The sequence below is a fragment of the Suilimivivens aceti genome (genome assembly GCF_025567405.1).
In the GTDB taxonomy this organism is placed as follows: Bacteria; Bacillota; Clostridia; order Lachnospirales; family Lachnospiraceae; genus Suilimivivens; species Suilimivivens aceti.
Genome location: NZ_JAOQKJ010000017.1, coordinates 36,874 through 57,485, shown reverse-complemented (window position 1 = coordinate 57,485; position 20,612 = coordinate 36,874). Strand labels below are relative to the sequence as shown.

The following is a 20,612-nucleotide window of genomic DNA, read 5'->3' as shown; positions in this document are numbered from 1 at the left end:
CGTATCTGCAGGACAAAAGGCGGTTTGCGGATCTCTTCAATGGCAGCTGCTTTCAGGGAAGGCAGGTCATCCGGGCAGAGGATCTGGAGGAGGCTTCGGAGAACTATGTGGCCGTGGAGGAAAAGCAGCCAGGAAAGCCACTACAAAAAGGAACGGAGATCATCCGTGATGTGAAAATGAGGTACCGTTCAGGGATGATCCTGCAGGTGCTGGCAGTAGAAAACCAAAGCTACATAGACTATGGCATGCCGGTTAGGTGTATGGGCTATGATGCCGCAGAGTACAGCAGACAGCTGAAGGAGAGAAAGCAGGAACGGAGGCTTCTTGGAAGGCATAAGGAAGAACCTGAGGAAGAATTGAAAACAACCATAGATGAGAAGCTTTCAGGGATCCTGAGATCAGACAGGCTGCATCCGGTTTATACGATCTGCCTCTACAGTGGGGAGGAACCATGGGACGGACCAAGGAAGCTGTCGGATATGATGGAGTTTGATCCAGAGGAATCAGTTCGATCATTGTTTAAGGATTATCCGCTGACATTATTTTGTATCAACGAGCAGGAAGGGTTTGAAGAGTTCCATTCCGGCTTAAAGCAGCTGTTTTGTGCGATGAACTGCCGGAAGGATAAAGAGAGGATGGCAGAGCTGATGAAAAATGAGGCTTATTCTCATCTGAGCAAAGAAACCTGGGAAGCGATAGCAGTCATGACAGACAATGCAGCAATGCTTCAGAAGAAGGATAAGTATAAAACAGAAAACGGGAAAGAGGAGGAATACAACATGTGCCAGGCGTTGGAAGAATTGATGGAAGAGAGAGAAATCATGGGAGAAAGAAGGGGCAGAAGAGAAGGCAGAAATGAAGGCAGAAGAGAAGGAAGAAACGAAGGCAATTTAGAAAAGACGAAAATTGTAGTCCGTAATCTTCTGCGAATGGGATTTTCTGTAGATGATATCTGTAAAGCTGCTGAATGTGCCCCTGCACTAGTGAAAGAAATGCAGGATTTATCTGGTTGATACTGTTGTTTTGGACTCATCTGAGTAAAGAAACCTGGGAAGCGATAGCAGTCATGACAGACAATGCAGTGATGCTTCAGAAAAAGGATAAGTATAAAACAGAAAATGGAGAAGAGGAGGAGTACAACATGTGCCAGGCATTGAAAGAATTGATGGAGGATAACAGAAATGAAGGCAGAAGAGAGGGCAGTTTAAAAAAGACGAAAACCGTAGTCCGAAACCTTCTGCAAATGGGATTTTCTGTAGATGATATCTGTAAAGCTGCTGAATGTGCCCCTGCACTGGTAAAAGAAATTCAGGATTCACTGGTTTGAGGCTGCTGCTTTGAACCATGTGCTGTTGGAAAACAAGGAGATTAATAAAACGCACAAAATAAATGAAATAAAAAGACCAAATGACAAAGTGAATTCCGGTTTGTCAAAGAAAATGTCTTGTCAATCCCTGCCCGCTTGTCGGACAGGGATTTTTCTGTGTGAAAAATACTTCAAAAACAGATGATTTAAAAAATACGGCATAAGAAAGAGTTTTTAATTCATATTCTGCAAGATCCATTCTGAAAGCCTCCAGATAGCTCATTTCCCATCCATCAGCATCATAAAAATTCCATGGATTGCTATTGATATCGTGTCCACCTTTTACCCAGCGTCGCAGGGCACTTCTCTCAGAAACTATCATGGGAACTAAAGTTTCAAACTCCAGAAGTCTGTCATGTAGGACCATACGTTCTATAGGCAAAAGCGGGCGGCTCATTTTTGCTCACCTTCTTTCTTGAAAACGAAAGGACTGAGGGTTACATCATCCGGAGAGATCCTGGTACATCCAAGGAGTTTTAAAATTTCCGGACCATACAAAAATTCCATCACTTCGTAAGGTGACTTATCTCCTAAACTGGAACGGCCATAGGAATTAATGTGATTCATCATTACCGAAATATCATCCTGAGAGAAATCATCCATGGGAGTTCCTTTGGGAATGAACATGCGGATGAATTCATGGTTCCTTTCAGCAGAGCCCTTCTGATGTGGGGCAGATACATCACAATAAAAGACCTTTGTCCGGTGGTTTCCCTGCCTGTCGGATTCCAAAGCTTTGGGATTGGAAAATTCGCTTCCATTGTCACCTAAAAGGACTGGCATTAGTGACATAAATCTGTCCGGACGCAATTCAAAATAAAGCTGTTCAAACACATCAATGACAGATTGGGAATCATTGTGGTCTCTGAGATAAGCAAGCATGAATTCAGCTTTTACGAAATGAATGGTAAGAAGAACCTTTCCACCTTTACGACCTTCCACAGAATCTATCTGTGTAACCGGCAGATCAGGATGCTCCCGGATATAAAGCTGGTAATCAGCATAGGTACGCCAAAGACGGCAGCTCTTATCTACTTTGTATACTTTCTTTCTCTTTCGGCGGGCATAACGGACTTTTCTTGGAAGATCAATGTGTTTTTGCATCAAAAAGGCCATAATCTATAAGACGGTACATAGTACTTTCACTCACCATAACCGAATCCGGATGGTTAACACAAATATGATGCAGGGACTGCTTCTTTTTCAAAAGAGGGGAAACAATGCCGTTCAGGTGGGCAATATCATCTTCTGTCAGGGAAATACCTGATCTGGCTTCAGACAGTTTCTCTTCGTACTGCTTTTGCGCAGAAACAGGATCATAGAGATGCTTCTGTAAAGTACAGGAGCGGTTACGTTTTGGACAGCCATTACAAACATAGGGAGGTTTCCCCAGCAGGCGGCAGGAATCAGGGACATACCGGGAACATACAGAATTACAAAGTTTACACTGGTTACAGTGAGAGCGAAAACGTCTGAAACCACATTCTTTGCAGAGAAAGCTGGAAGTACACGAAAATCTGTGCTTACAGTTATTATAGGGACAGCCGGGAGAACCTACATTTTTAGTAATAGTATGGGAACGGATTTCCCTGGAAACAGTGGTAGGACTTTTACCCAGTTCATTAGCGATTGCCTTGAAGGAACGACCTTCTTTCAAGAGCTCTTCAATTCTTATTCTTTCGTCAGAAAGTAAATGTTTATTTTTATTCATAGCGGTACCTCTCTCCTTTACACCGGGGTACAGCAAAAGAATGATACCATGCCAGAGGGGAATATAGCTATTTATTTTTCATAGTAAATGCAACTGCTATGATTTCCTAAAGTAAATGCAACTAAAATATATGTGAGAGGTTGCATTTACTTTGAAAAATAAGAAATATTTAAAAATTTCAAAAGACCTATAAAGTATTTTGGACTTCCACCGATATACATAACAAGTAAAGCAAGATGATTGCTTACGAAACTTAACGGTGATGATTTTTGGCGGTGCGTACGACTGTCAGAGGTCATTACAGTCAAAAATGAGTCGCAGGGAAGCGACCTTAAATTCAAGGAGGAATATATTATGGTAGTACAACACAATCTTACAGCAATGAACTCTAACAGAATGTTAGGCGTAACCACAAAGACACAGGCTAAGTCAACTGAGAAGTTATCTTCCGGTTACAAGATCAACCGTGCAGCAGATGATGCAGCAGGCCTGTCTATCAGCGAGAAGATGAGAAAGCAGATCAGAGGTCTGACACAGGCTTCTTCCAACGCACAGGATGGTATCAGTGCAGTGCAGACTGCAGAAGGCGCTCTGAACGAAGTTCAGGACATGCTTCAGAGAATGAATGAGTTGGCAGTAAAGGCGGCTAACGGAACTCAGGCTGAGAATGATAGAAGCTATATCCAGAATGAGATCGATCAGCTTGTAACTGAAATTGACCGTGTATCCACCACAACCAAGTTCAATGAGAGCTACCTGTTAAAGGGTGTTAGTAAGAATGGTAATGCAGCAGAGCTTACTTATGATACTGCAAAAGGAGCAATTAATGCTATTGATGCAAAAACAGGTAAAGGTACTGCGACGATTACAAGAGGAACTACTGCTACCAATGTAGGAGACGATGCAGCTGAGAATAAGGGTAGCTATAAGTTAGATACCATTGAAATTGGTGGTAAAAAATATGGCTATATCCATGATATTGCAGCAGATGCAGATAAAAGTAAAAACTTCACAAATGATTTTGCGATTGGAGAAGCCAAAAAAACGGCTACTGGTGGTGTATATGAAACGGAAGACGAATTCCTTGCAGCAGTAAAGAATGCATACAATGAAACAGGAAAGGGAAACTTAAAGAGTCTTTCTGTAGATGGAGATACGATTTCTCTTGAAGCATTTGCAGATTTAAATAAGTCTCTGAACTTCAGCCTTCATGTAGGTGCTGACTCTACAGAGGACAATAAGATTGATGTTGATATCGCTATGATGAGCGCTCGTGGACTTGGTGTAAATGGCATTCAGGTATCCGGTGATGATGATACCAAGGCTACCGCTGCAATCGATACCATTTCCGCAGCAATCCAGAAGGTATCCACCCAGCGTTCCGCACTTGGTGCTGTACAGAACAGACTTGAGCATACCATCAACAACCTCGACAACGTAGTTGAGAATACCACAAGTGCTGAATCTGCTATCCGTGATACAGATATGGCTACTGAGATGGTTAAGTACTCCAACAACAATATCCTGTCTCAGGCAGGTCAGGCTATGCTGGCTCAGTCTAATCAGGCTAATCAGGGTGTACTTTCCTTATTACAGTAATTTCTGTAAGAGTAAAATTGCAAAGACGAATTGTGAAGAAGAGGTCGGATTTTCCGGCCTTTTCTCTTTTGAAGCGAAAGAAAAAGCAGGGTTACTCCCTGCTTTTTGCTTCCAGTTCCTTTTTCAGAGCTGCTATCTGTTGCTTCAGACCCGTAATTTCATCGTCTGACTGTATTTTCTCTGCCTTATAATGTTCAAACTTCTCCTGAAGGCCCTTCATTCGCCGATAGTAATCTTCTCTGGCCTGGCACTGCAGGTGTACCTTTTCCTCCTGTGTCAGATGGTAGACAGTTTCGGAAGCTTCTTTTAAGTATTCATTGTTCTGAGAAAGCATACGTAATTCCTCCCAGGTTCTGGCTTTGAAGAGGGAAGCCCGGAAGCTTAAGGAGCGTTCCGGCCGGTTATGTTCATTGATGACCTGTATTTCCGGATCGATCAGGGTATTCTGGTTAAGGACTACCCGGATATTCAGTACATCGAATAATAAATAACTGACACCTTGACTTGCCTGATTTTTCATCTGATGCGTTGTCGTCAATCGACGTAGCCCCCGCTACGCCTCGTTCCTCCGCCTTGCATATGAAACAATCATTCGGCGTCAATGTATCAGAACTTATTTTTCGGTGCACTGGAAAAAAGGTTTTCCCGTTAGTGGATTCACCAAGCACGATAGAATTCGTGATTTCCATAGAAGTGATTTCTGATGGAAATAGGTGGAGCAGGGAGGCAATGAGGTCAGTAAGTACCTTGTTGTTCTACTGCAGGAGAGCTCGGAACAGATAATCGTTGGCCATAGGGATGGTGAGCTTGCCATGCTCCGGGAGCTGAATGTTGTTTTGATTGTTAGACATGAAAATAAGATCCTCCTTAGAATGGTGTGAAAAATAGTGAGTGAAAATACCCGGTGAAAGACCGGAAGGATGTTCCGCTTGGAACATGAGTAAAATTAAATAATATAAAATGAGAAAGCGGACGGCTTTCAAAAATAAATGGAAACGCAGAAAAATAGAAAAACGGTTCTTCTGTGTTGAATGCAGTATATCAGCATACTCTATATCGTGTAAGTAAAAAATTGCCACACCGGGAAGCATAAAGTCGGGAATCTTAAGTCCCGAAAAGCAGATCACATACAGACTGCTCTTTGAAGAGCTGCACAGAAGACTGGAGATCATGCGTGATAAGAGTGAGTATTATAATAAAGTCATGATCGTGAGGTAAGGGCAGAAATACGATTCCTGGCAGGAGGGAAGAGCTGGGAAATACGTAGAAAATAAAGTGTGTTTTGGACTTGATTTTACATTAGTACCTGTGTAAACCGGTAGAAATACTGACATTAAGACGTTTGTGCATTTTGCCAGATGTCTTTTTTAAATACATGACGAAATACGATATATAATATTGACTGCATTTTGCACAATACATTAAAATGAAGTATATCTCAACTGATAGGTATCAGTGTTTTCAGCATTTCCCGGATCCTGTGGGGATAGGCATGGCAGGCAGGTACCTTATCGTAACCATTTTTGACGATTTGTTTCCGCTCTTCATCATGAGCCAGATAATAGGCGCATTTATCAACCAGCTCGTCCATGGAGGAGTAGGCTTCTAGATCTACACCGATTGTAAAGTAATCGGTCAGCTCGATCTCCATTGCTGATCCTTTCTTGCTTCCCTGCACAGGATGTCTGGCATGAACCATGCCTTGATTATTGTTTTACCTGGAAGAAGTCTGGCTGTAAAGAAGAGAAAGCAAAATGGAAATTTTAAGTAGACACGGAAGGAGAAGTTTGTATGGTATTTGTGAACGAAGCATGGAATCAGACAGGAGATATTGTGGTATACAGTAATTATCATAAATATTGGCTGGACAGAGAACGGAAAATTAAAAATCCATTATTTGATGTATACAGTGGGAAAATTCTGGATTTAAAGGAAGGAAAGATGTCTGCTGTTCAATATTTTTATCAGCTGCTGGATCCGGAAATAAGAAGAGGTGTTACGATTTGTGTAGTGCCATCAAGTAATTCTGAAGTAAAGGAAAGCGGAATTGGGAAATTGGGAGAAATGCTTGCTGGTAATGGAAGAAAGAATAAGGTATACTTTTTGAGAAGAAACAAGAGTATAGACAAACTGGCAACTGGTGGAAACAGAAGCATGGAAACACATATGAAGTCTATCAGTACAGTACTTGATATGGATATTGACAATGATATTGTATTACTTATGGATGATGTGACAACTACAGGAAATTCTTTATATGCCTGTAAAGAAATATTACTTCAAAATGGTGCACGTGAAGTGGAAATGTTCGCACTGGGAAAGGCAATCTGATGAAATATAACATTGCAGTATGCAGGGAAGATGATGAAAGATATCCCAATGAACTACGGAATTTAAAAGGAATGCCATCGCTTCTGTATTATAAAGGCAATATAGAAATTATTAATCAGCATAAAAACATTGCAGCGATAGGAAGCAGGACACTTTCGGAGCAGGGAAGTAAACTGGCATATCGGACAGGAATAAAGATAGCAGAGGAAGGGTTCAATCTTGTAAATGGACTGGCGCTGGGCTGTGATACACTTGCATTGAAAGGGGCTCTTTCTGTAAACGGAAAATGTGTGGTGTTCCTTCCTTGCGGGCTGGATCGGATTTTGCCTGCTTCCAATCAGAAACTGGCAGAGGAAATTCTGGAGAAAGGTGGCTGTCTTTTGAGCGAATATCCGGAAAAAACGGCGGTACAGAAATACAGATATGTTGAAAGAGATCGTTTGCAGAGTGGAATCAGCCAGGGAGTGATTGTTATTGAAGCAGAACAGAACAGTGGAACAATGCATACTGCAGATTTTGCCATGCGGCAATATAAAAGACTGGCCTGCTATGCGTACAGCTTGTTACAGATGTCATCCGGAAATCAATATCTGGAAAATACCGGAAAAAGCACCGTTTTACATGATGAGACAGGCCTTGCTGCATTTCTTGATAATATAAAACAGTCACAGTCCTATGAACAGATGAAATTACCATTCTGAAACCAATATGATAGTTTCGGCATAATAGTGAAAAAGCAGGGTTACTCCCTGCTTTTTGCCTCCAGTTCTTTTTTTAGGGCTGCTATCTGCTGCTTCAGTTCCGCAATTTCAGCGTCTGACTGAATTTTCTCTGCTGCGAACTGAGCTTTCTGTGCCTCAAACTGCTTCTTTTCTGCCTCATATTGCACTTTCTGAGCCTCATATTGTACTTTCTGAGCCTCATATTGTACTTTCTGTGCTTCATATTGTTTTATTTCCGCTTTGTATTGCTTAAGTTGTTCGAACTTCTCCTGAATGCCCTTCATTCGCCGATAGTAATCTTCTCTGGCCTGGCACTGCAGGCGGATTTTTTCCTCCTGTGTCAGATGGTAGACAGTTTCGGAAGCTTCTTTTAAGTATTCATTGTTCTGAGAAAGCATATGTAATTCCTCCCAGGTTCTGGCTTTGAAGAGGGAAGCCCAGAAGTCGATATGACAGGCTTTATCCTCATCGGTTGCTAAATGGATTTGTGTTAAGTCTAACACAGAAAGCTGCAGCTTGTCACTATAAATGGTATGATTTTTTACATTCAGAAGTTTATAGGTGGCATAAAATTCCGGGTGATCCGGAAACAGAGTGAAATTCAGAAGACCGATCTGGATGGCAGGTTTTACCGATTCATAGCTCTGACCTGCAGAAAGTTGATCAAACTCCCGGCAGAGATAGATTAAGGAGCGTTCCGGCCAGTTATGTTCATTGATGACCTGCATTTCCAGGTTGATCAGGGTATTCTGGTTCAGGTCTACCCGGATATCCAGAAAAAAGGTTTTGTCGTTAATGGACTCGCCAAGGATAATGGGATTGGTGATTTCCACAGAAGAAATTTCTGATGGCGAAAGGTGGAGCAGGGAGGCAATAAGGCCGGTAAGTACCTTATTGTTCTGCTGCAGGAGAGCACGGAACAGGTAATTTGCCATTTCCCCCTGAATCAGTTATACTTTCCTATAATGATGTCGGGGTCAAAAGCCCCCGACTTTGATACCTACGGATTGCTTCGTGCTACGCACTCCCACAATCCTACCCAATATTCGCATATCGTGGGATTATCATCCCACTTTTATGCTCATATCGGGGCGGGTCCTAAGGCCTTTCACCCACTTATGAGCAAGCTCATGTGGGCTTAGACCTTTTGACCCTGGTATCCTATAATATGATATCAGATATTCTGAAACCACCAGACATTTACCCACACAGATAAAGAGGCTTCCATGACCTTCCAGGAATTTAAAGAAAGATTTTCCTTACAGATGAATGACCAGCAGGAGACAGCGGTACTGCACACAGAGGGAGCGGTACTGCTGCTTGCTGTGCCCGGAAGTGGTAAGACTACGGTACTTGTGACCCGTATTGGGTATCTGATCTATTGTAAGGAGATCCCTCCGGAGAGGATCCTGACGGTGACCTATACGGTAGCAGCTACGGCAGATATGAAGCGGCGGTTCTGCGAGCTGTTTGGGGAAGAGCATGCCGGGCGGCTGGAGTTTAGGACGATCAACGGGATTTCCCAACGGGTGCTGCAGTATTTTGGATATAAGACCGGCAAAACACCGTTTGACGTAGCGGACAAGGAAGCGGTGGCTATTCTGAAAAGTGCCTTTTTCGAGGTAAGAAACAGCTTTGCCACAGAAAATGACATCAGAGAGCTGCAGACAGCGGTAACCTATGTGAAAAATATGCGCTATACAGAGGAAGAGATACGAAAATATCAGACACCAGTACAGAAGCTTCCGGAGATTTATCAGGCATATCAGAAAGGGCTGAAGGAGAAGTCACTGATCGATTATGACGACCAGATGGTATATGCACTGCGGATTCTTCAGCAATTCCCGGAGGTGCGCTCACATTTTCAGGAAAGCTACAGCTATTTCTGCGTGGATGAAGCGCAGGATACTTCGAAGATCCAGCATGACATGATCCGGCTGCTTTCTGAAAAATGCGGCAATCTTTTCATGGTGGGCGATGAAGACCAAAGCATCTACGGGTTCCGGGCGGCCTATCCGGAGGCACTGGTGGATTTCGAAGCGGTACATCCGGGGGCGTCTGTGCTTCTGATGGAAAGCAATTACCGGAGCGGACAGCAGATTGTAGAGGCGGCAGACCGCTTTATCCAGAAAAATGTGGCACGGCACGAAAAGCACATGACACCATGGAAGGATATGGAAGGAAAGGTGCAGCGGATCACGCTGCGGAACCGGAAAGCCCAGTATGAGTACCTTCTTCAGCAGGCCAGGGAGAAAAAAGGGATATCGGCGGTGCTTTACCGGAATCACGAAAGTGCCCTGCCGCTCATTGACCTTCTGGAGAGGGAGGGGATTCCATACCGGATGAAGGGGAGTGACATGACCTTCTTTTCCCATCCGGTGGTGGGTGATATCTGTGATTTTCTGCGGCTTGCCCAGAACCCTTATGATGGGGAGGTGTTCCTTCGGATCTATTACAAAATGGGAGCAGGGATCAGCAAGGCGGCGGCACTGGAGGCCATAGAGAATAATTCCCTGAAGCGGACGCTCCTGCAGGAGGTGGCAGAGGGAGAGAAGGCAACGCCCTTTGTCAGAAAGCAGTGCCGGTCGCTGCAGACACATTTTGCCAGTATGCAGAAAGAAGGAGCAGGCAGGGCAATCTACCGGATCCTGCATTTCATGGGCTATCAGGATTACATGGAAAGCCATGGACTTGACAGTGGCAAGGCAGAGATCCTGCGGATCCTTGGAGAAGCGGAAAATGACAGCAGGGCATTTTTACGGAGACTGCTGGAGCTGCAGGAGCTGATTTCCACCGGCGGCAGCATGACGAAGCAGAAACCGCATCTTCTGCTTTCAACCATTCATTCCAGTAAAGGACTTGAGTATGACAGGGTATTTCTGCTGGATATGGCAGAGGGAATCCTGCCTTCTGTGCAGAAGCCGCCTGAGGGGAAAAAGGGCACCGGGAGCGGCAGAAAAGCAGAGAAGGACAGGGAACTGTATGAGGAGGAACGACGCCTTTTTTATGTAGCCATGACCCGTGCCAGAAAGGAGCTTTATATTTTTGCCTTTGAGGATGGAAGCACATCCTCCTTTTCCAGGGAGATATTTGCGCCCAGGGCATCAGCAGCAGGGAGCAGGGGGAAAGGGATCGGAATATCCTGCGGGAGCCGGCAGGCATACACATATGACATGGAAGAATATAAAGAAGGTATGTATGTCCTGCATAAAACCTTCGGGCTTGGTCTCATCCTGAAAAGGGAAGGGGACAAGGCCATGATCGCCTTTCCGGATCCGGCGGGGATGAAGACGGTCTCTCTTTCTGTGGCACTGGAAAACGGTCTCCTGCGGAAATAACATTGCTTTTCAAATGACCACAGAGTATAATGAAATATATGCAGAAATGATAGTCATACTAGCAGATGGGAGGAAGAAAAAGTGAAGAAAATGGAAGAATATATCCGGTGCATTCCTGATTTTCCGGAGCCCGGTATCATGTTTCGGGATGTGACAAGCGTATTGCAGGATGCGGAGGGACTGAAGCTTGCCATTGATTCCATGATCAAAATACTGGACGGCGTGGATTTTGATGTTGTAGCAGGAACAGAGTCAAGGGGCTTTATCTTTGGAGTACCGGTTGCCTATGCTATGGGGAAGGCATTTGTCCCGGTCCGCAAGAAGGGAAAGCTGCCCTGTGAAACAGTTTCTGAGAAATATGCGCTTGAATACGGGTTTGCAGAGATCGAGATGCATAAGGATTCTATTAAACCGGGACAGAAGGTTGTCCTGATCGATGACCTGATCGCAACCGGCGGAACGATCGAAGCTGCGATCAAGCTGGTAGAGAGACTTGGGGGAGAAGTAGTCAAGATCGTATGTCTGATGGAGCTTGCAGGGCTGGAGGGCCGCAGGAAGCTGAAGGGCTATGATTTTGAAGCAGTTGTTACTTATGAAGGGAAATAATCCATAGACAGAAGGGTATTTTTGGATTATAATAAAATGTAACGAAAACGATTAAGTTATATGCTTCACTGGGGGTTACATATGAAAAAGAAAAATATTTTTGTTAAATTACTTGGCGCCTTTCTGGTTCCGATCGTAATGATGATCGTTCTTGGAGTGGTGTCCTATGAGACCGCGTCCAAGTCGACGATGGAGAAGTATGAGCAGTCTGCCAGCAGTACTGTGGTTTCAGTGGCAGAATATATGAAGCTGCTGACACAGACGGTAGAGAGCGGCACGACAGAGCTGCTTACCTCGGATCAGGTAAAAAATTACTTCGGCATGAATGCCGGCAGCAAGGACAAGAATAAGGAAGCAACCTCTTATAATGAAATGAAGGATCTGATCCTGAAGCAGACCTCATCGACCAAGTATACGGCAAATGTGCATGAGTTTGCCCAGCTTGGACGCCCGGTTTCTTCTACCACGAAGGATTCACCGACCAAGGTGGCTTTCCCGGATGGGGCTTATGATGAGTTCCTGAAGAGGGAAGGTGCTGTTTTTGAAGATTCTACAGTAAAAAGTATATGGATGGGAACCCACCCTTATATTGATGAGACGACCGGTATCACTACAGATAATTATGCATTCAGCTTCGTGAAGAGATTTACGACAGGTAAGGGGTTCCTTACCATTGATATCAAGATGGATACGGTTGCAGAGGTTCTTGGAAAGATGGACTTTGGCAAGGGCAGCAGTGCATCTATCGTGACTGCGGACGGACGTGAGATCAATATCCAGAATGGAGAAGTGACAGATGCAGAGCTGTACCAGGGACTGGAGCTTACTCCTGCAGAAGGAAAGGACAGCGTATCTGAATATGTGGATGTAGGCGGCAGGAAATATCTGCTTCTGGCGGCACCGGTCGGAGAAACTGAAATGATAGTATGTGCCCTGATCCCGGAGGCCAGTATCCTGGAAGAGGCAGCAGGACTCAGGAACACTACGGTTATATTCGTGCTGATCGCTTCTGTAGTAGCAATCATGATCGGTATCATACTTTCCAGTGATATCCGTAAGACACTGAATACCATCTCTAGGTGCATGCAGGTGGCAAGTGAAGGTGATCTGCTCGTACAGATTCCGACCAAGAAGAGAAAAGATGAATTCGGGCTGGTATCCAAGAGCATTGGCAAGATGCTTGGCGGTGTGAAGGAGCTGCTGTGGCAGGTTCAGAAGTTTGGCGGTGAGGTAGATACCTCCGCAGGGCAGGTAGCAGAAACGACCTCACAGATCCTGTCTTCCATGGAAGAAGTAAACAGTGCCCTTGGCAGTGTGGAAGCAGATGTTGCTACTCAGGCACAGGATGCAGAGGATGGCTATCAGATGATGGCAGCCTTCGGCGATAAGATCAACCACATGAATGAAACGGTGGACTCCATGGGCAGTATGATGCAGAGCACGATCGGAAGTATCCAGCGTGGTACTACCATGGTGGATGAGTTGAAGAGGACAGCAACAGCTACCGGCAAGATCACCAGAGAGCTGGTAGACAATGTTGAGAATGTAAACGAACAGAGTACAGCGATCGCAAGGATCATTGAAACGATCAGTGATATTGCAGAGGAGACGAATCTGCTTTCCCTGAATGCAAGCATTGAGGCAGCGAGAGCCGGAGAGAGCGGAAGAGGCTTTGCTGTAGTAGCCCAGTCTATTGGCAAGCTGGCAGCCCAGTCTATGACAGCGGGCAGCGAGATCACCGGAATTGTGGCATCGATTGAAGAAGCTACAAGAACTGCAGCGGAGTCTGCGGGACAGACAGAGAAGAATGTGGATTATCAGATGAAAGCACTGGAGGAAACGGTTTCCGTATTCCACGAGATCAATGATACCGTGCAGGCACTGGTATCTAATCTGCAGGGAATTACAAGCGGCATGACAGAGCTTGTTGGAGACAAGGATGATGTTCTTAAGAAGATCCAGGCAGTATCCCAGGCATCAGAGAGTGCAAGCGCTGCAACAACAGAGGTAACAGCAAGCATTTCTGAACAGGTTGAATTCCTGAAGGGTCTGACAAAGGATGCTGAAAATCTGCAGATGCAGACCAGAGAGCTGGAAGCTGCGATGTCAAAGTTCAAGATCTAAGTAAGAGAGCACATTTAAACAGAAGAATATGATCAGAGACCGGACTGCCAGAGCAGGTGTCCGGTCTCTTTTTTTGAAAATATACTAAAGTCTTTCCTGTTTTATCCGATATCTATTATGAAATCATAATAATGGAAGGAGGACAACAGAATGCGTATTGAAGCTTATTCACAGATCCAGCAGATCTATAACACCAACAGGACAACGAAGACGCAGGAAAAGAAGAATGTGCACCCTACTGACCAGCTGCAGATTTCCAGCATGGGCAGGGATATGCAGATTGCGAAGGAAGCTGCAAGGGCTGCTTCGGATATCAGAGAAGAAGTGACTGCTCCTCTTAAAGCAAGTATTGAGGCAGGAACTTATCATGTAAGCACAGAAAGCTTTGCAGATAAGCTGTTTTCCAAATATGAAGAAATGAGGTAATCCCAGTGGCAAGTTTGATGGAAAACCTGATAGATGTACTGGATCAGGAAAGCGGAGAATATGAAGCGCTGCTGGGATTATGCAGAAAGAAGACGCCGGTGATCGTATCCGGCAATCTGGAAGAGCTTACCAGAATCACGGATGAAGAACAGACTATTGCAGGCAGAGTGAATAAACTGGATCATAAACGCCAGGAAATCTATGCCGATATTGCCAATGTAATTAACAAGGATGTTAAAACACTGAAGCTCACGGATCTGATCGCCATGCTTGAGAAGAGACCTTCTGAACAGCAGAAGCTGGCACAGACCTATGACAGATTAAGGGCTGTCGTGCAAGAAGTGAAAAGGGTGAATGAACAGAACAGGATCCTTTTACAGAACGCACTTGAGATGATTGAATTTGACATGAATATGCTGCAGTCCAGAAATGCAGCACCGGAAGGAGCCAATTATAACAGAGGCGCTTACAATACCGGTGAGCAGCTTGGCGTGAACTTTGGCGGTTTTGATGCCAAACAGTAAGGCAGCATTTGTAATTATATGAGGTGATAACAATGGGTTTGATGGGAAGCTTATACATCGGAGTATCCGGATTACAGACCGGTCAGAATGCACTGAATACCACAGCGCATAATATGTCCAATATTGACACTACCGGGTATACCAGGCAGCAGGTGCAGCAGGGTACCCGTTCTTATAATATCTTATCTAAGACAGCATCAGCCAATGCCTATCAGGAGACAGGGCTTGGTGTTAATTATTCTCGGGTTAAACAGATCAGAGATTATTTCCTTGATAAAACTTATCGTCAGGAGAATGGAAGGAGTGCTTTCTATGACACTTCTGTTTCTGCTATAGAGGAGGTGGAGGATCTTCTGCAGGAGCTGCAGGGAGAGACCTTTTCCGAGGGGATCCAGAATCTCTGGAAAGCAGTCCAGGAGCTTTCAAAGGATCCGTCCAATTCTGTAAATCAGGGAGTATTTGTCCAGAGATGTAATGAATTTATCACAAGGGGCAAGGCGGTATATGAAGGACTTGCGGAATATCAGGACAATCTGAACAGCAACCTGAAAAAGGAAGTAGATACGATCAATGAATATGGTAAAAGGATCGTGGAGCTGAATCAGGCGATCCTGAAGATCGAGGCAGGCGGTAGAGAGCATGCCAATGACCTTCGTGACCAGAGAAACCAGCTGCTTGATGAATTATCAGGCAAGGGGAATATCAGCTACTATGAGGATGTAGACGGCAATGTGCTGGTGAAATTTGAAGGAAATGATTTTGTAAAGGAAGATTCGATCAATGAGATCGCACTTCTGGCGGATGAGGTTACAGGATTCTACACGCCCTACTGGAAAAATCTGGCTGATACCACGAAGAATCCTATAGATATCAGCTCTGCCAAAGTTTATGATATGCAGCAGACGATCTCCACAGATACCAATACAGATATCGGATCCCTGAAATCCATGCTGTTTGCGAGGGGAGATCACAGAGCAACCTACGAAGACCTGAAGGATGCGGATCATTATGAAAAGAACATATCCCAGTCGATCCTGATGAATGTACAGGCAGAGCTGGATCAGCTTGTAAACAAGGTTGTAACGGGGATCAATGAGATTTTCAAAAATGCAGCTGATAAGGCCGGCAGTTATCCGGACAGTACCTATATGAGAGACGGTAATGGAAACCCTTATCAGATTTTTAATCTGGTAGCAAATGAAACGGATCAGAATGGGGATCCTTACTTTACCATAAATAATATCATCATTAACGGTGAGATCAAGCAGTCCCCATCCTTACTTGGATTTATCAGACCGGATCAGAAGGTGGATCAGGATACAGCAGATGCGTTGAAAACGTTGTTTACAGAGGCCGTGCATACGCTGAATCCAAAGGTTCATACGAAGACAAATCTTGCCAATTATTATAATAATCTGGTATCCCAGGTGGAAAATACAGGATCAGTACTGAAGGGGATCAGTGAGAACCAGCAGAAGACGGTAAATGAGACATATGCAGCGAGAGATCAGGTGCATGGTGTATCGTCTGATGAGGAGCTCAGCAATATGATCATGTTCCAGAATGCTTATAATGCAGCCAGCCGTTATATCAATGTGATCAGTGAGATGCTGGATCACGTGATCTCAACGCTTGGCAGATAATCAAAATAATCAGAGATGAGGTGACAGCATGCCTTCACAGTTTTTTGGATTACAGATCGCAGGCTCGGGACTTAGAGCTTCCAATGCGGCTTTGAATACAACAGCAAATAATATTTCCAATGCCAAGACCAAAGGCTACAGCAGACAGGTGGTATCACAGGAAGCAAATAATGCACTGCGCACCTTTACGACCTATGGCTGCGCCGGTGCCGGAGTTGATACGATTGCGATTGAACGTGTGAGAGACCAGTTCTACAACGTGAAGTACTGGGATAACAACTGCAAATACGGAGAGTATCAGTCTAAGGCCTATTACTGCAAGACCATTGAGGATTATTTCAATGATAATGGAAGTACAGGCTTTAAAAGTGTCTTTGATAAGATGAGCCAGGCACTGCAGAGTGTGGTATCCAATGCCAGCAGCGATCATTCAAAGCAGACCTTCATTTCCTCGGCCAAGGCACTGACAGATTATTTCAATACCATGTATGGAAACCTGCAGGAGCTGCAGAAGGATGTAAACCTTGAGATCCAGCAGAATGTGGATCAGATCAATTCTATTGCGGAGAAGATCGCCACCTTAAACAAGCAGATCAATGTCATTGAGCTTTCCGGAGCAAAGGCCAATGAACTCCGGGATCAGAGAGAAAAGCTTGTTGATGACCTTTCTAAGATCGTGGATGTGGATGTTACAGAATATGACATCACAGATCCGAATAAGCCGGACAGAAAGACGGGGGGAACCCGTTACATTGTGCAGATCGCAGGGGGACAGCCACTTGTAGATGCCAATGATTACAATACCCTTTCCTATACAGCAAGATCCACCTCCGAGAAGGTGAACCAGACGGATGTAGACGGATTGTATGAGATCCACTGGTCAAATGGCAATGAGTTCAATCTGACCAATGCAGCCATGAAGGGCAGGCTGAAGGGACTTGTAGAGCTCCGGGATGGAAATAACGGCACCAACTTTGAAGGTAAGGTAAAGTCTGTAACGGATGTCGGCACTAAGGTTACGATCGAGGTAACAGCCAATGACCTGAAGGATATGAAGACCTGTACGCTTTCTGACACGGGTGGTCATATCAATATCGCAAATACGATCTATGATTATACATCATGGGTATACAATAATGATGGCACTTACACCTTTACCCTGAAGGCGAGTCCCGATACCGGTCTTCCTACAGCACAGGCAGCCGGTAAGGAAGCGAAGACCTCAGAATCCATTAAATATCAGGGGATTCCCTATTATATGGCACAGATGAACACATGGATCAGGGGCTTTTCTGAGAAGGTAAATAATATTTTTACCGGTGGTGTGAACGCTTATGACGGTAAGGGATGCATCCTTTTTACAGGAAATAAGGCAACGGGAGGACAGTATACAGAGGCTGACCTTGATGCAGCTAAGGACAACGGTCTGTATGAGCTGACGGCAGGAAACTTTACTATAAATGAAGAGCTTCTAAATGATGCAGGGCTTCTGGGCACCAGATCATGGATCTCGAATGATGAATTTCAGGGTGTGGAGGAATGCGGACAGATCAAGGAAATGATCGAGCTTCTGACGAGCAAGGAGAAATATCAGTTCCGGAATGGTTCAGCCAGTCAGATGCTGGAGATGATCCTGTCGGATGTGGCACTGAATGCAAGCAATGCCAATACCTTTGAAAAGACTTATGAGGGACTGGAAAATACGATTGAGAACCAGAGAAGTTCGATATCCGGAGTGGATAAGGACGAAGAGGCGGTCAGCCTTGTAAAATATCAGAATTCCTTTACACTGGCATCCAAGATGATCCAGACACTGACGGAAATTTATGACAGACTGATTCTGGAAACCGGCGTATAAAGCCAGGCCATAAAGAGGAGAACATAGTTATGAGAATGACAAACAGGATCATGGAAAATAATTCCCTGTACAATATCAATAACAATAAGATCTTACAGGATAAGCTCAGTACACAGATGTCTACGACCAAGAAGCTGACAAGACCATCGGACGATCCGGTGACAGCGATCCGTGCACTGCGGCTTCGTACCAGTGTATCCGAACTGACACAGTACTATGAAAAAAATGCACCGGATGCAGACAGCTGGCTGTCTATTACAGAGGGCGCGCTCAGCACGAATGCCGAGGTTCTGACAGATCTGGTCAAGAAGGCGGGCAAGGCAGCCAATAAGGAAAAGAGGGTGGAAGACCTGAATATCCTTCTGCAGGAAATGAAGACACTCCGGAATGAGTATTATTCTACAGGCAATGTAGACTTTGCAGGCAGATATGTATTTACAGGCTACCGTACCAATACCACGCTGACCTTTACAGAGGAGGATGCGGCAAAGGGCGATTCCTACAATATGACAGAGCCGGTGAAGCTGAAGGATTTTGATACCACCAGTTATACAAATATGAGTACGCTTGCCGGGCTGACGAAAAGCAATTACAACGATGCCAAATATAATAAGGTAACAGAGCAGGATGTAACAAACAGCACCATCCACAGGATACGCCTTTCCTATGACAAGCTGGACAGTGCAGCCCGTATTACGATCGGAACTGCTACGGTTGATGCAGGTGGGAATGAAGTTTTTAAGGATATTCAGGGTATTAAATCTGCAGCTATTCAGACAGCGGCATCGGCAGAAGCAGGCTATCAGCAGATTACAGCAGCAAATGAGGCAGGAAATGTAGCCATGGCCTACATTCCGGAGACGGGAGAGCTGTTATTCAGTGATAAGGCCTATGAAACCCTGAGCAAAGCGGTGAAGGATGATACCGAGATTTCCATTAATTATACAAAGAGCGAATGGGAAAAGGGTGATTTAAGACCTGAGCATTATTTCAGAAGCACTGTTACGAAGGCAGATGGTACAAAGACCAAGTTTAATTTTGAGGCAGATGTGAACGATCAGGTGATAGAGTATGATGTGGGATATAACCAGACGATACGTGTCAATACCATGGCAAACGAAGCCTTTTCCCATGGCCTTAATAGAGATATCGAGGATCTTGAGAGAGCACTTTCTTCCCTGCAGGAGATCAATGCGACCATGACGGATCTGAGCAGGCTGAAGAAGGAACTGACAGAGGGGACTGCCGACTATGAAAAGGTAGAGAAGCAGCTTGATGCGGCAACCAAGGCTTACAATTACGCCAGAGAAAACATTCATACAAAATTTGAAAATTCCATTACCAGCATGCAGGGATATCTGGATGACACCAATATTGCAGTTACAGATAATGGTACGAGAAGCAGCAGACTTGCCCTGATCAGCGACAGACTGATGGATCAGAAGACTACGTTTAAGACTCTGCAGTCTGAAAATGAGGATGCAGATATTGCGGAAGTGACCGTGGAACTCACCAGTTCCAAACTGACATACGAAGCAGCACTGATGGCAACAGGAAAGATATTACAGACATCACTGATGAATTATATTTAAAACGTACCGGAGAGTACAGATAGGAGCAGCGATGAAGATCAAAACGAAGGTATTTGGAGAAGTAACGATTGATGACGATAAGGTGATCCATTTTCCGGCAGGGATTATCGGTTTCCCTGATATGACGGAATTTGCCCTGATCCATGATGAAGACAAGGGAACTGGCTCCATTCACTGGCTGCAGTCCATGCAGGAAGCTGCTTTTGCCATGCCGGTCATGGATCCGCTGATCGTAAAGCCTGACTACAATCCGGAAATAGAAGATGAACTGCTTTCCCAGATCGGAAAGCTGGATCCGGAAGAGATTCTGGTGCTCGTTACGGTAACAGTTCCATCGGATCTGACGAAGATGAGCGTTAACTTACGAGGACCGATCATTATTAATGCGGCAGAAAAGAAAGCGTGCCAGGTGATTGTGGAAGGCGAAGCTTATGCAGTCAAATACCCTATTTATGATATCCTGAATGCGGGAAAGAAAGCAGGTGAATAGATGTTAGCTTTATCCAGAAAAAAGAACGAGGCATTGATCGTCAACAATAATATTGAAATTACTGTACTGGAGATCAAGGGAGAACAGGTAAAGCTTGGCATCAGTGCACCGAAGGAAGTGCCGGTTTACCGGAAAGAGGTCTATGTGCAGATCCAGGAGGCAAATCAGGAGGCTGTCAGTATGGAAGGGCTTTCTGCACTGCAAAATCTGCTTGGCTGACTCTTAATTTTTTTGATATTTATTCCGATATAAATAAAAGATAACAGAAGAAATCAGTTTAAA

The 20,612-nt window shown here is 44.7% G+C and carries 21 protein-coding genes; 15 read left to right on the top strand and 6 right to left on the bottom strand.

Annotated elements, in window-relative coordinates; all coding sequences use genetic code 11:
• Positions 1 to 1,013: hypothetical protein (locus OCV77_RS15175; protein WP_262575855.1), on the top strand; the 1,013-nt coding region annotated here is incomplete at its 5' end.
• On the top strand, positions 1,010 to 1,327 hold the full coding sequence (locus OCV77_RS15170; protein ID WP_262575854.1) for a hypothetical protein: 318 nt from the start codon (positions 1,010 to 1,012) through the stop codon (positions 1,325 to 1,327). The genes OCV77_RS15175 and OCV77_RS15170, both read left to right, overlap by 4 nt.
• A gap of 103 nt (positions 1,328 to 1,430) precedes the next feature.
• On the opposite strand, the gene OCV77_RS15165 is transcribed toward OCV77_RS15170, so the two are convergent.
• From OCV77_RS15165 to OCV77_RS16930, 3 genes are read right to left on the bottom strand one after another with little or no spacing between them, the layout of a single operon-like run.
• Positions 1,431 to 1,763 (bottom strand): hypothetical protein, encoded by a 333-nt coding sequence (locus OCV77_RS15165; RefSeq protein WP_262575853.1) that lies wholly within the window; start codon positions 1,761 to 1,763, stop codon positions 1,431 to 1,433.
• The gene (locus OCV77_RS16935; protein ID WP_262575852.1) at positions 1,760 to 2,473 is read right to left on the bottom strand and encodes a hypothetical protein; all 714 of its coding nucleotides are present in this window, start codon (positions 2,471 to 2,473) and stop codon (positions 1,760 to 1,762) included. The genes OCV77_RS15165 and OCV77_RS16935 overlap by 4 nt, the downstream gene beginning before the upstream one ends.
• Complete coding sequence (locus tag OCV77_RS16930; protein ID WP_262575851.1) at positions 2,454 to 3,077, bottom strand: helix-turn-helix domain-containing protein; 624 nt, start codon at positions 3,075 to 3,077, stop codon at positions 2,454 to 2,456. Before OCV77_RS16930 ends, OCV77_RS16935 begins: the two co-directional genes overlap by 20 nt.
• A gap of 354 nt (positions 3,078 to 3,431) precedes the next feature.
• Between OCV77_RS16930 and OCV77_RS15150 the strand changes: the two genes are divergently transcribed.
• Positions 3,432 to 4,676 (top strand): flagellin N-terminal helical domain-containing protein, encoded by a 1,245-nt coding sequence (locus OCV77_RS15150; protein ID WP_262575850.1) that lies wholly within the window; start codon positions 3,432 to 3,434, stop codon positions 4,674 to 4,676.
• A 91-nt stretch (positions 4,677 to 4,767) separates the two neighbouring features.
• On the opposite strand, the gene OCV77_RS15145 is transcribed toward OCV77_RS15150, so the two are convergent.
• Positions 4,768 to 5,214, bottom strand: a complete 447-nt coding sequence (locus OCV77_RS15145) for a hypothetical protein (RefSeq protein WP_262575849.1) — start codon at positions 5,212 to 5,214, stop codon at positions 4,768 to 4,770.
• A 900-nt stretch (positions 5,215 to 6,114) separates the two neighbouring features.
• Positions 6,115 to 6,327 (bottom strand): glycosyltransferase family protein, encoded by a 213-nt coding sequence (locus tag OCV77_RS15140; protein ID WP_262575848.1) that lies wholly within the window; start codon positions 6,325 to 6,327, stop codon positions 6,115 to 6,117.
• Positions 6,328 to 6,467: 140 nt separating this feature from the next.
• On the opposite strand from OCV77_RS15140, the gene OCV77_RS15135 reads away from it, so the two are divergent.
• Both OCV77_RS15135 and OCV77_RS15130 read left to right on the top strand, forming a co-directional pair.
• Positions 6,468 to 7,007, top strand: coding sequence for a phosphoribosyltransferase (locus tag OCV77_RS15135; RefSeq protein ID WP_262575847.1), 540 nt, complete (start codon positions 6,468 to 6,470; stop codon positions 7,005 to 7,007).
• A complete protein-coding gene (locus OCV77_RS15130) occupies positions 7,007 to 7,708 on the top strand; it encodes a DNA-protecting protein DprA (RefSeq protein WP_262575846.1) in 702 nt (233 codons plus the stop codon). The genes OCV77_RS15135 and OCV77_RS15130 overlap by 1 nt, the downstream gene beginning before the upstream one ends.
• Before the next feature lie 41 nt (positions 7,709 to 7,749).
• Here the strand turns inward: OCV77_RS15130 and OCV77_RS15125 are convergent, their stop codons facing one another.
• A complete protein-coding gene (locus OCV77_RS15125) occupies positions 7,750 to 8,664 on the bottom strand; it encodes an Rpn family recombination-promoting nuclease/putative transposase (protein ID WP_262575845.1) in 915 nt (304 codons plus the stop codon).
• 291 nt (positions 8,665 to 8,955) lie between these two features.
• On the opposite strand from OCV77_RS15125, the gene OCV77_RS15120 reads away from it, so the two are divergent.
• The 10 genes from OCV77_RS15120 to csrA all read left to right on the top strand — a co-directional run bounded on the left by OCV77_RS15120 (position 8,956) and on the right by csrA (position 20,549).
• Entirely contained in the window at positions 8,956 to 11,067 is a 2,112-nt protein-coding gene (locus OCV77_RS15120; protein WP_262575844.1) for an ATP-dependent helicase, read from the top strand.
• A gap of 81 nt (positions 11,068 to 11,148) precedes the next feature.
• Positions 11,149 to 11,673, top strand: a complete 525-nt coding sequence (locus tag OCV77_RS15115) for an adenine phosphoribosyltransferase (RefSeq protein ID WP_262575843.1) — start codon at positions 11,149 to 11,151, stop codon at positions 11,671 to 11,673.
• An 81-nt stretch (positions 11,674 to 11,754) separates the two neighbouring features.
• Positions 11,755 to 13,797 (top strand): methyl-accepting chemotaxis protein, encoded by a 2,043-nt coding sequence (locus OCV77_RS15110; RefSeq protein ID WP_262575842.1) that lies wholly within the window; start codon positions 11,755 to 11,757, stop codon positions 13,795 to 13,797.
• A gap of 150 nt (positions 13,798 to 13,947) precedes the next feature.
• On the top strand, positions 13,948 to 14,223 hold the full coding sequence (gene flgM / locus OCV77_RS15105; RefSeq protein ID WP_262575841.1) for a flagellar biosynthesis anti-sigma factor FlgM: 276 nt from the start codon (positions 13,948 to 13,950) through the stop codon (positions 14,221 to 14,223).
• 5 nt (positions 14,224 to 14,228) lie between these two features.
• Positions 14,229 to 14,747 carry a flagellar protein FlgN gene (locus OCV77_RS15100; protein WP_262575840.1) on the top strand — a complete coding sequence of 173 codons (519 nt, stop codon included), beginning with the start codon at positions 14,229 to 14,231 and terminating at the stop codon, positions 14,745 to 14,747.
• A gap of 32 nt (positions 14,748 to 14,779) precedes the next feature.
• Positions 14,780 to 16,390, top strand: a complete 1,611-nt coding sequence (flgK, locus tag OCV77_RS15095; RefSeq protein ID WP_262575839.1) for a flagellar hook-associated protein FlgK — start codon at positions 14,780 to 14,782, stop codon at positions 16,388 to 16,390.
• Positions 16,391 to 16,418: 28 nt separating this feature from the next.
• Positions 16,419 to 18,248 carry a flagellar hook-associated protein FlgK gene (gene flgK / locus OCV77_RS15090; protein ID WP_262575838.1) on the top strand — a complete coding sequence of 610 codons (1,830 nt, stop codon included), beginning with the start codon at positions 16,419 to 16,421 and terminating at the stop codon, positions 18,246 to 18,248.
• Between the two features lie 29 nt (positions 18,249 to 18,277).
• Complete coding sequence (gene flgL / locus OCV77_RS15085) at positions 18,278 to 19,840, top strand: flagellar hook-associated protein FlgL (protein ID WP_262575837.1); 1,563 nt, start codon at positions 18,278 to 18,280, stop codon at positions 19,838 to 19,840.
• 31 nt (positions 19,841 to 19,871) lie between these two features.
• Positions 19,872 to 20,330 carry a flagellar assembly protein FliW gene (gene fliW, locus OCV77_RS15080; protein WP_262575836.1) on the top strand — a complete coding sequence of 153 codons (459 nt, stop codon included), beginning with the start codon at positions 19,872 to 19,874 and terminating at the stop codon, positions 20,328 to 20,330.
• On the top strand, positions 20,331 to 20,549 hold the full coding sequence (csrA, locus tag OCV77_RS15075) for a carbon storage regulator CsrA (RefSeq protein WP_262575835.1): 219 nt from the start codon (positions 20,331 to 20,333) through the stop codon (positions 20,547 to 20,549).
• Positions 20,550 to 20,612: the final 63 nt, after the last annotated feature.

What these genes read in the sequence shown, in the direction of transcription:
- OCV77_RS15165 (WP_262575853.1), bottom strand. Translation starts at nt 1,763, where the DNA reads ATGAGCCGCCCGCTTTTGCCTATAGAACGTATGGTCCTACATGACAGA.
- OCV77_RS16930 (WP_262575851.1), bottom strand. Translation starts at nt 3,077, where the DNA reads ATGAATAAAAATAAACATTTACTTTCTGACGAAAGAATAAGAATTGAA.
- OCV77_RS15130 (WP_262575846.1), top strand. Translation starts at nt 7,007, where the DNA reads ATGAAATATAACATTGCAGTATGCAGGGAAGATGATGAAAGATATCCC.
- OCV77_RS15140 (WP_262575848.1), bottom strand. Translation starts at nt 6,327, where the DNA reads ATGGAGATCGAGCTGACCGATTACTTTACAATCGGTGTAGATCTAGAA.
- OCV77_RS15135 (WP_262575847.1), top strand. Translation starts at nt 6,468, where the DNA reads ATGGTATTTGTGAACGAAGCATGGAATCAGACAGGAGATATTGTGGTA.
- flgK (WP_262575839.1), top strand. Translation starts at nt 14,780, where the DNA reads ATGGGTTTGATGGGAAGCTTATACATCGGAGTATCCGGATTACAGACC.
- flgL (WP_262575837.1), top strand. Translation starts at nt 18,278, where the DNA reads ATGAGAATGACAAACAGGATCATGGAAAATAATTCCCTGTACAATATC.
- OCV77_RS15125 (WP_262575845.1), bottom strand. Translation starts at nt 8,664, where the DNA reads ATGGCAAATTACCTGTTCCGTGCTCTCCTGCAGCAGAACAATAAGGTA.
- csrA (WP_262575835.1), top strand. Translation starts at nt 20,331, where the DNA reads ATGTTAGCTTTATCCAGAAAAAAGAACGAGGCATTGATCGTCAACAAT.
- fliW (WP_262575836.1), top strand. Translation starts at nt 19,872, where the DNA reads ATGAAGATCAAAACGAAGGTATTTGGAGAAGTAACGATTGATGACGAT.
- OCV77_RS15110 (WP_262575842.1), top strand. Translation starts at nt 11,755, where the DNA reads ATGAAAAAGAAAAATATTTTTGTTAAATTACTTGGCGCCTTTCTGGTT.
- flgM (WP_262575841.1), top strand. Translation starts at nt 13,948, where the DNA reads ATGCGTATTGAAGCTTATTCACAGATCCAGCAGATCTATAACACCAAC.
- flgK (WP_262575838.1), top strand. Translation starts at nt 16,419, where the DNA reads ATGCCTTCACAGTTTTTTGGATTACAGATCGCAGGCTCGGGACTTAGA.
- OCV77_RS15150 (WP_262575850.1), top strand. Translation starts at nt 3,432, where the DNA reads ATGGTAGTACAACACAATCTTACAGCAATGAACTCTAACAGAATGTTA.
- OCV77_RS15120 (WP_262575844.1), top strand. Translation starts at nt 8,956, where the DNA reads ATGACCTTCCAGGAATTTAAAGAAAGATTTTCCTTACAGATGAATGAC.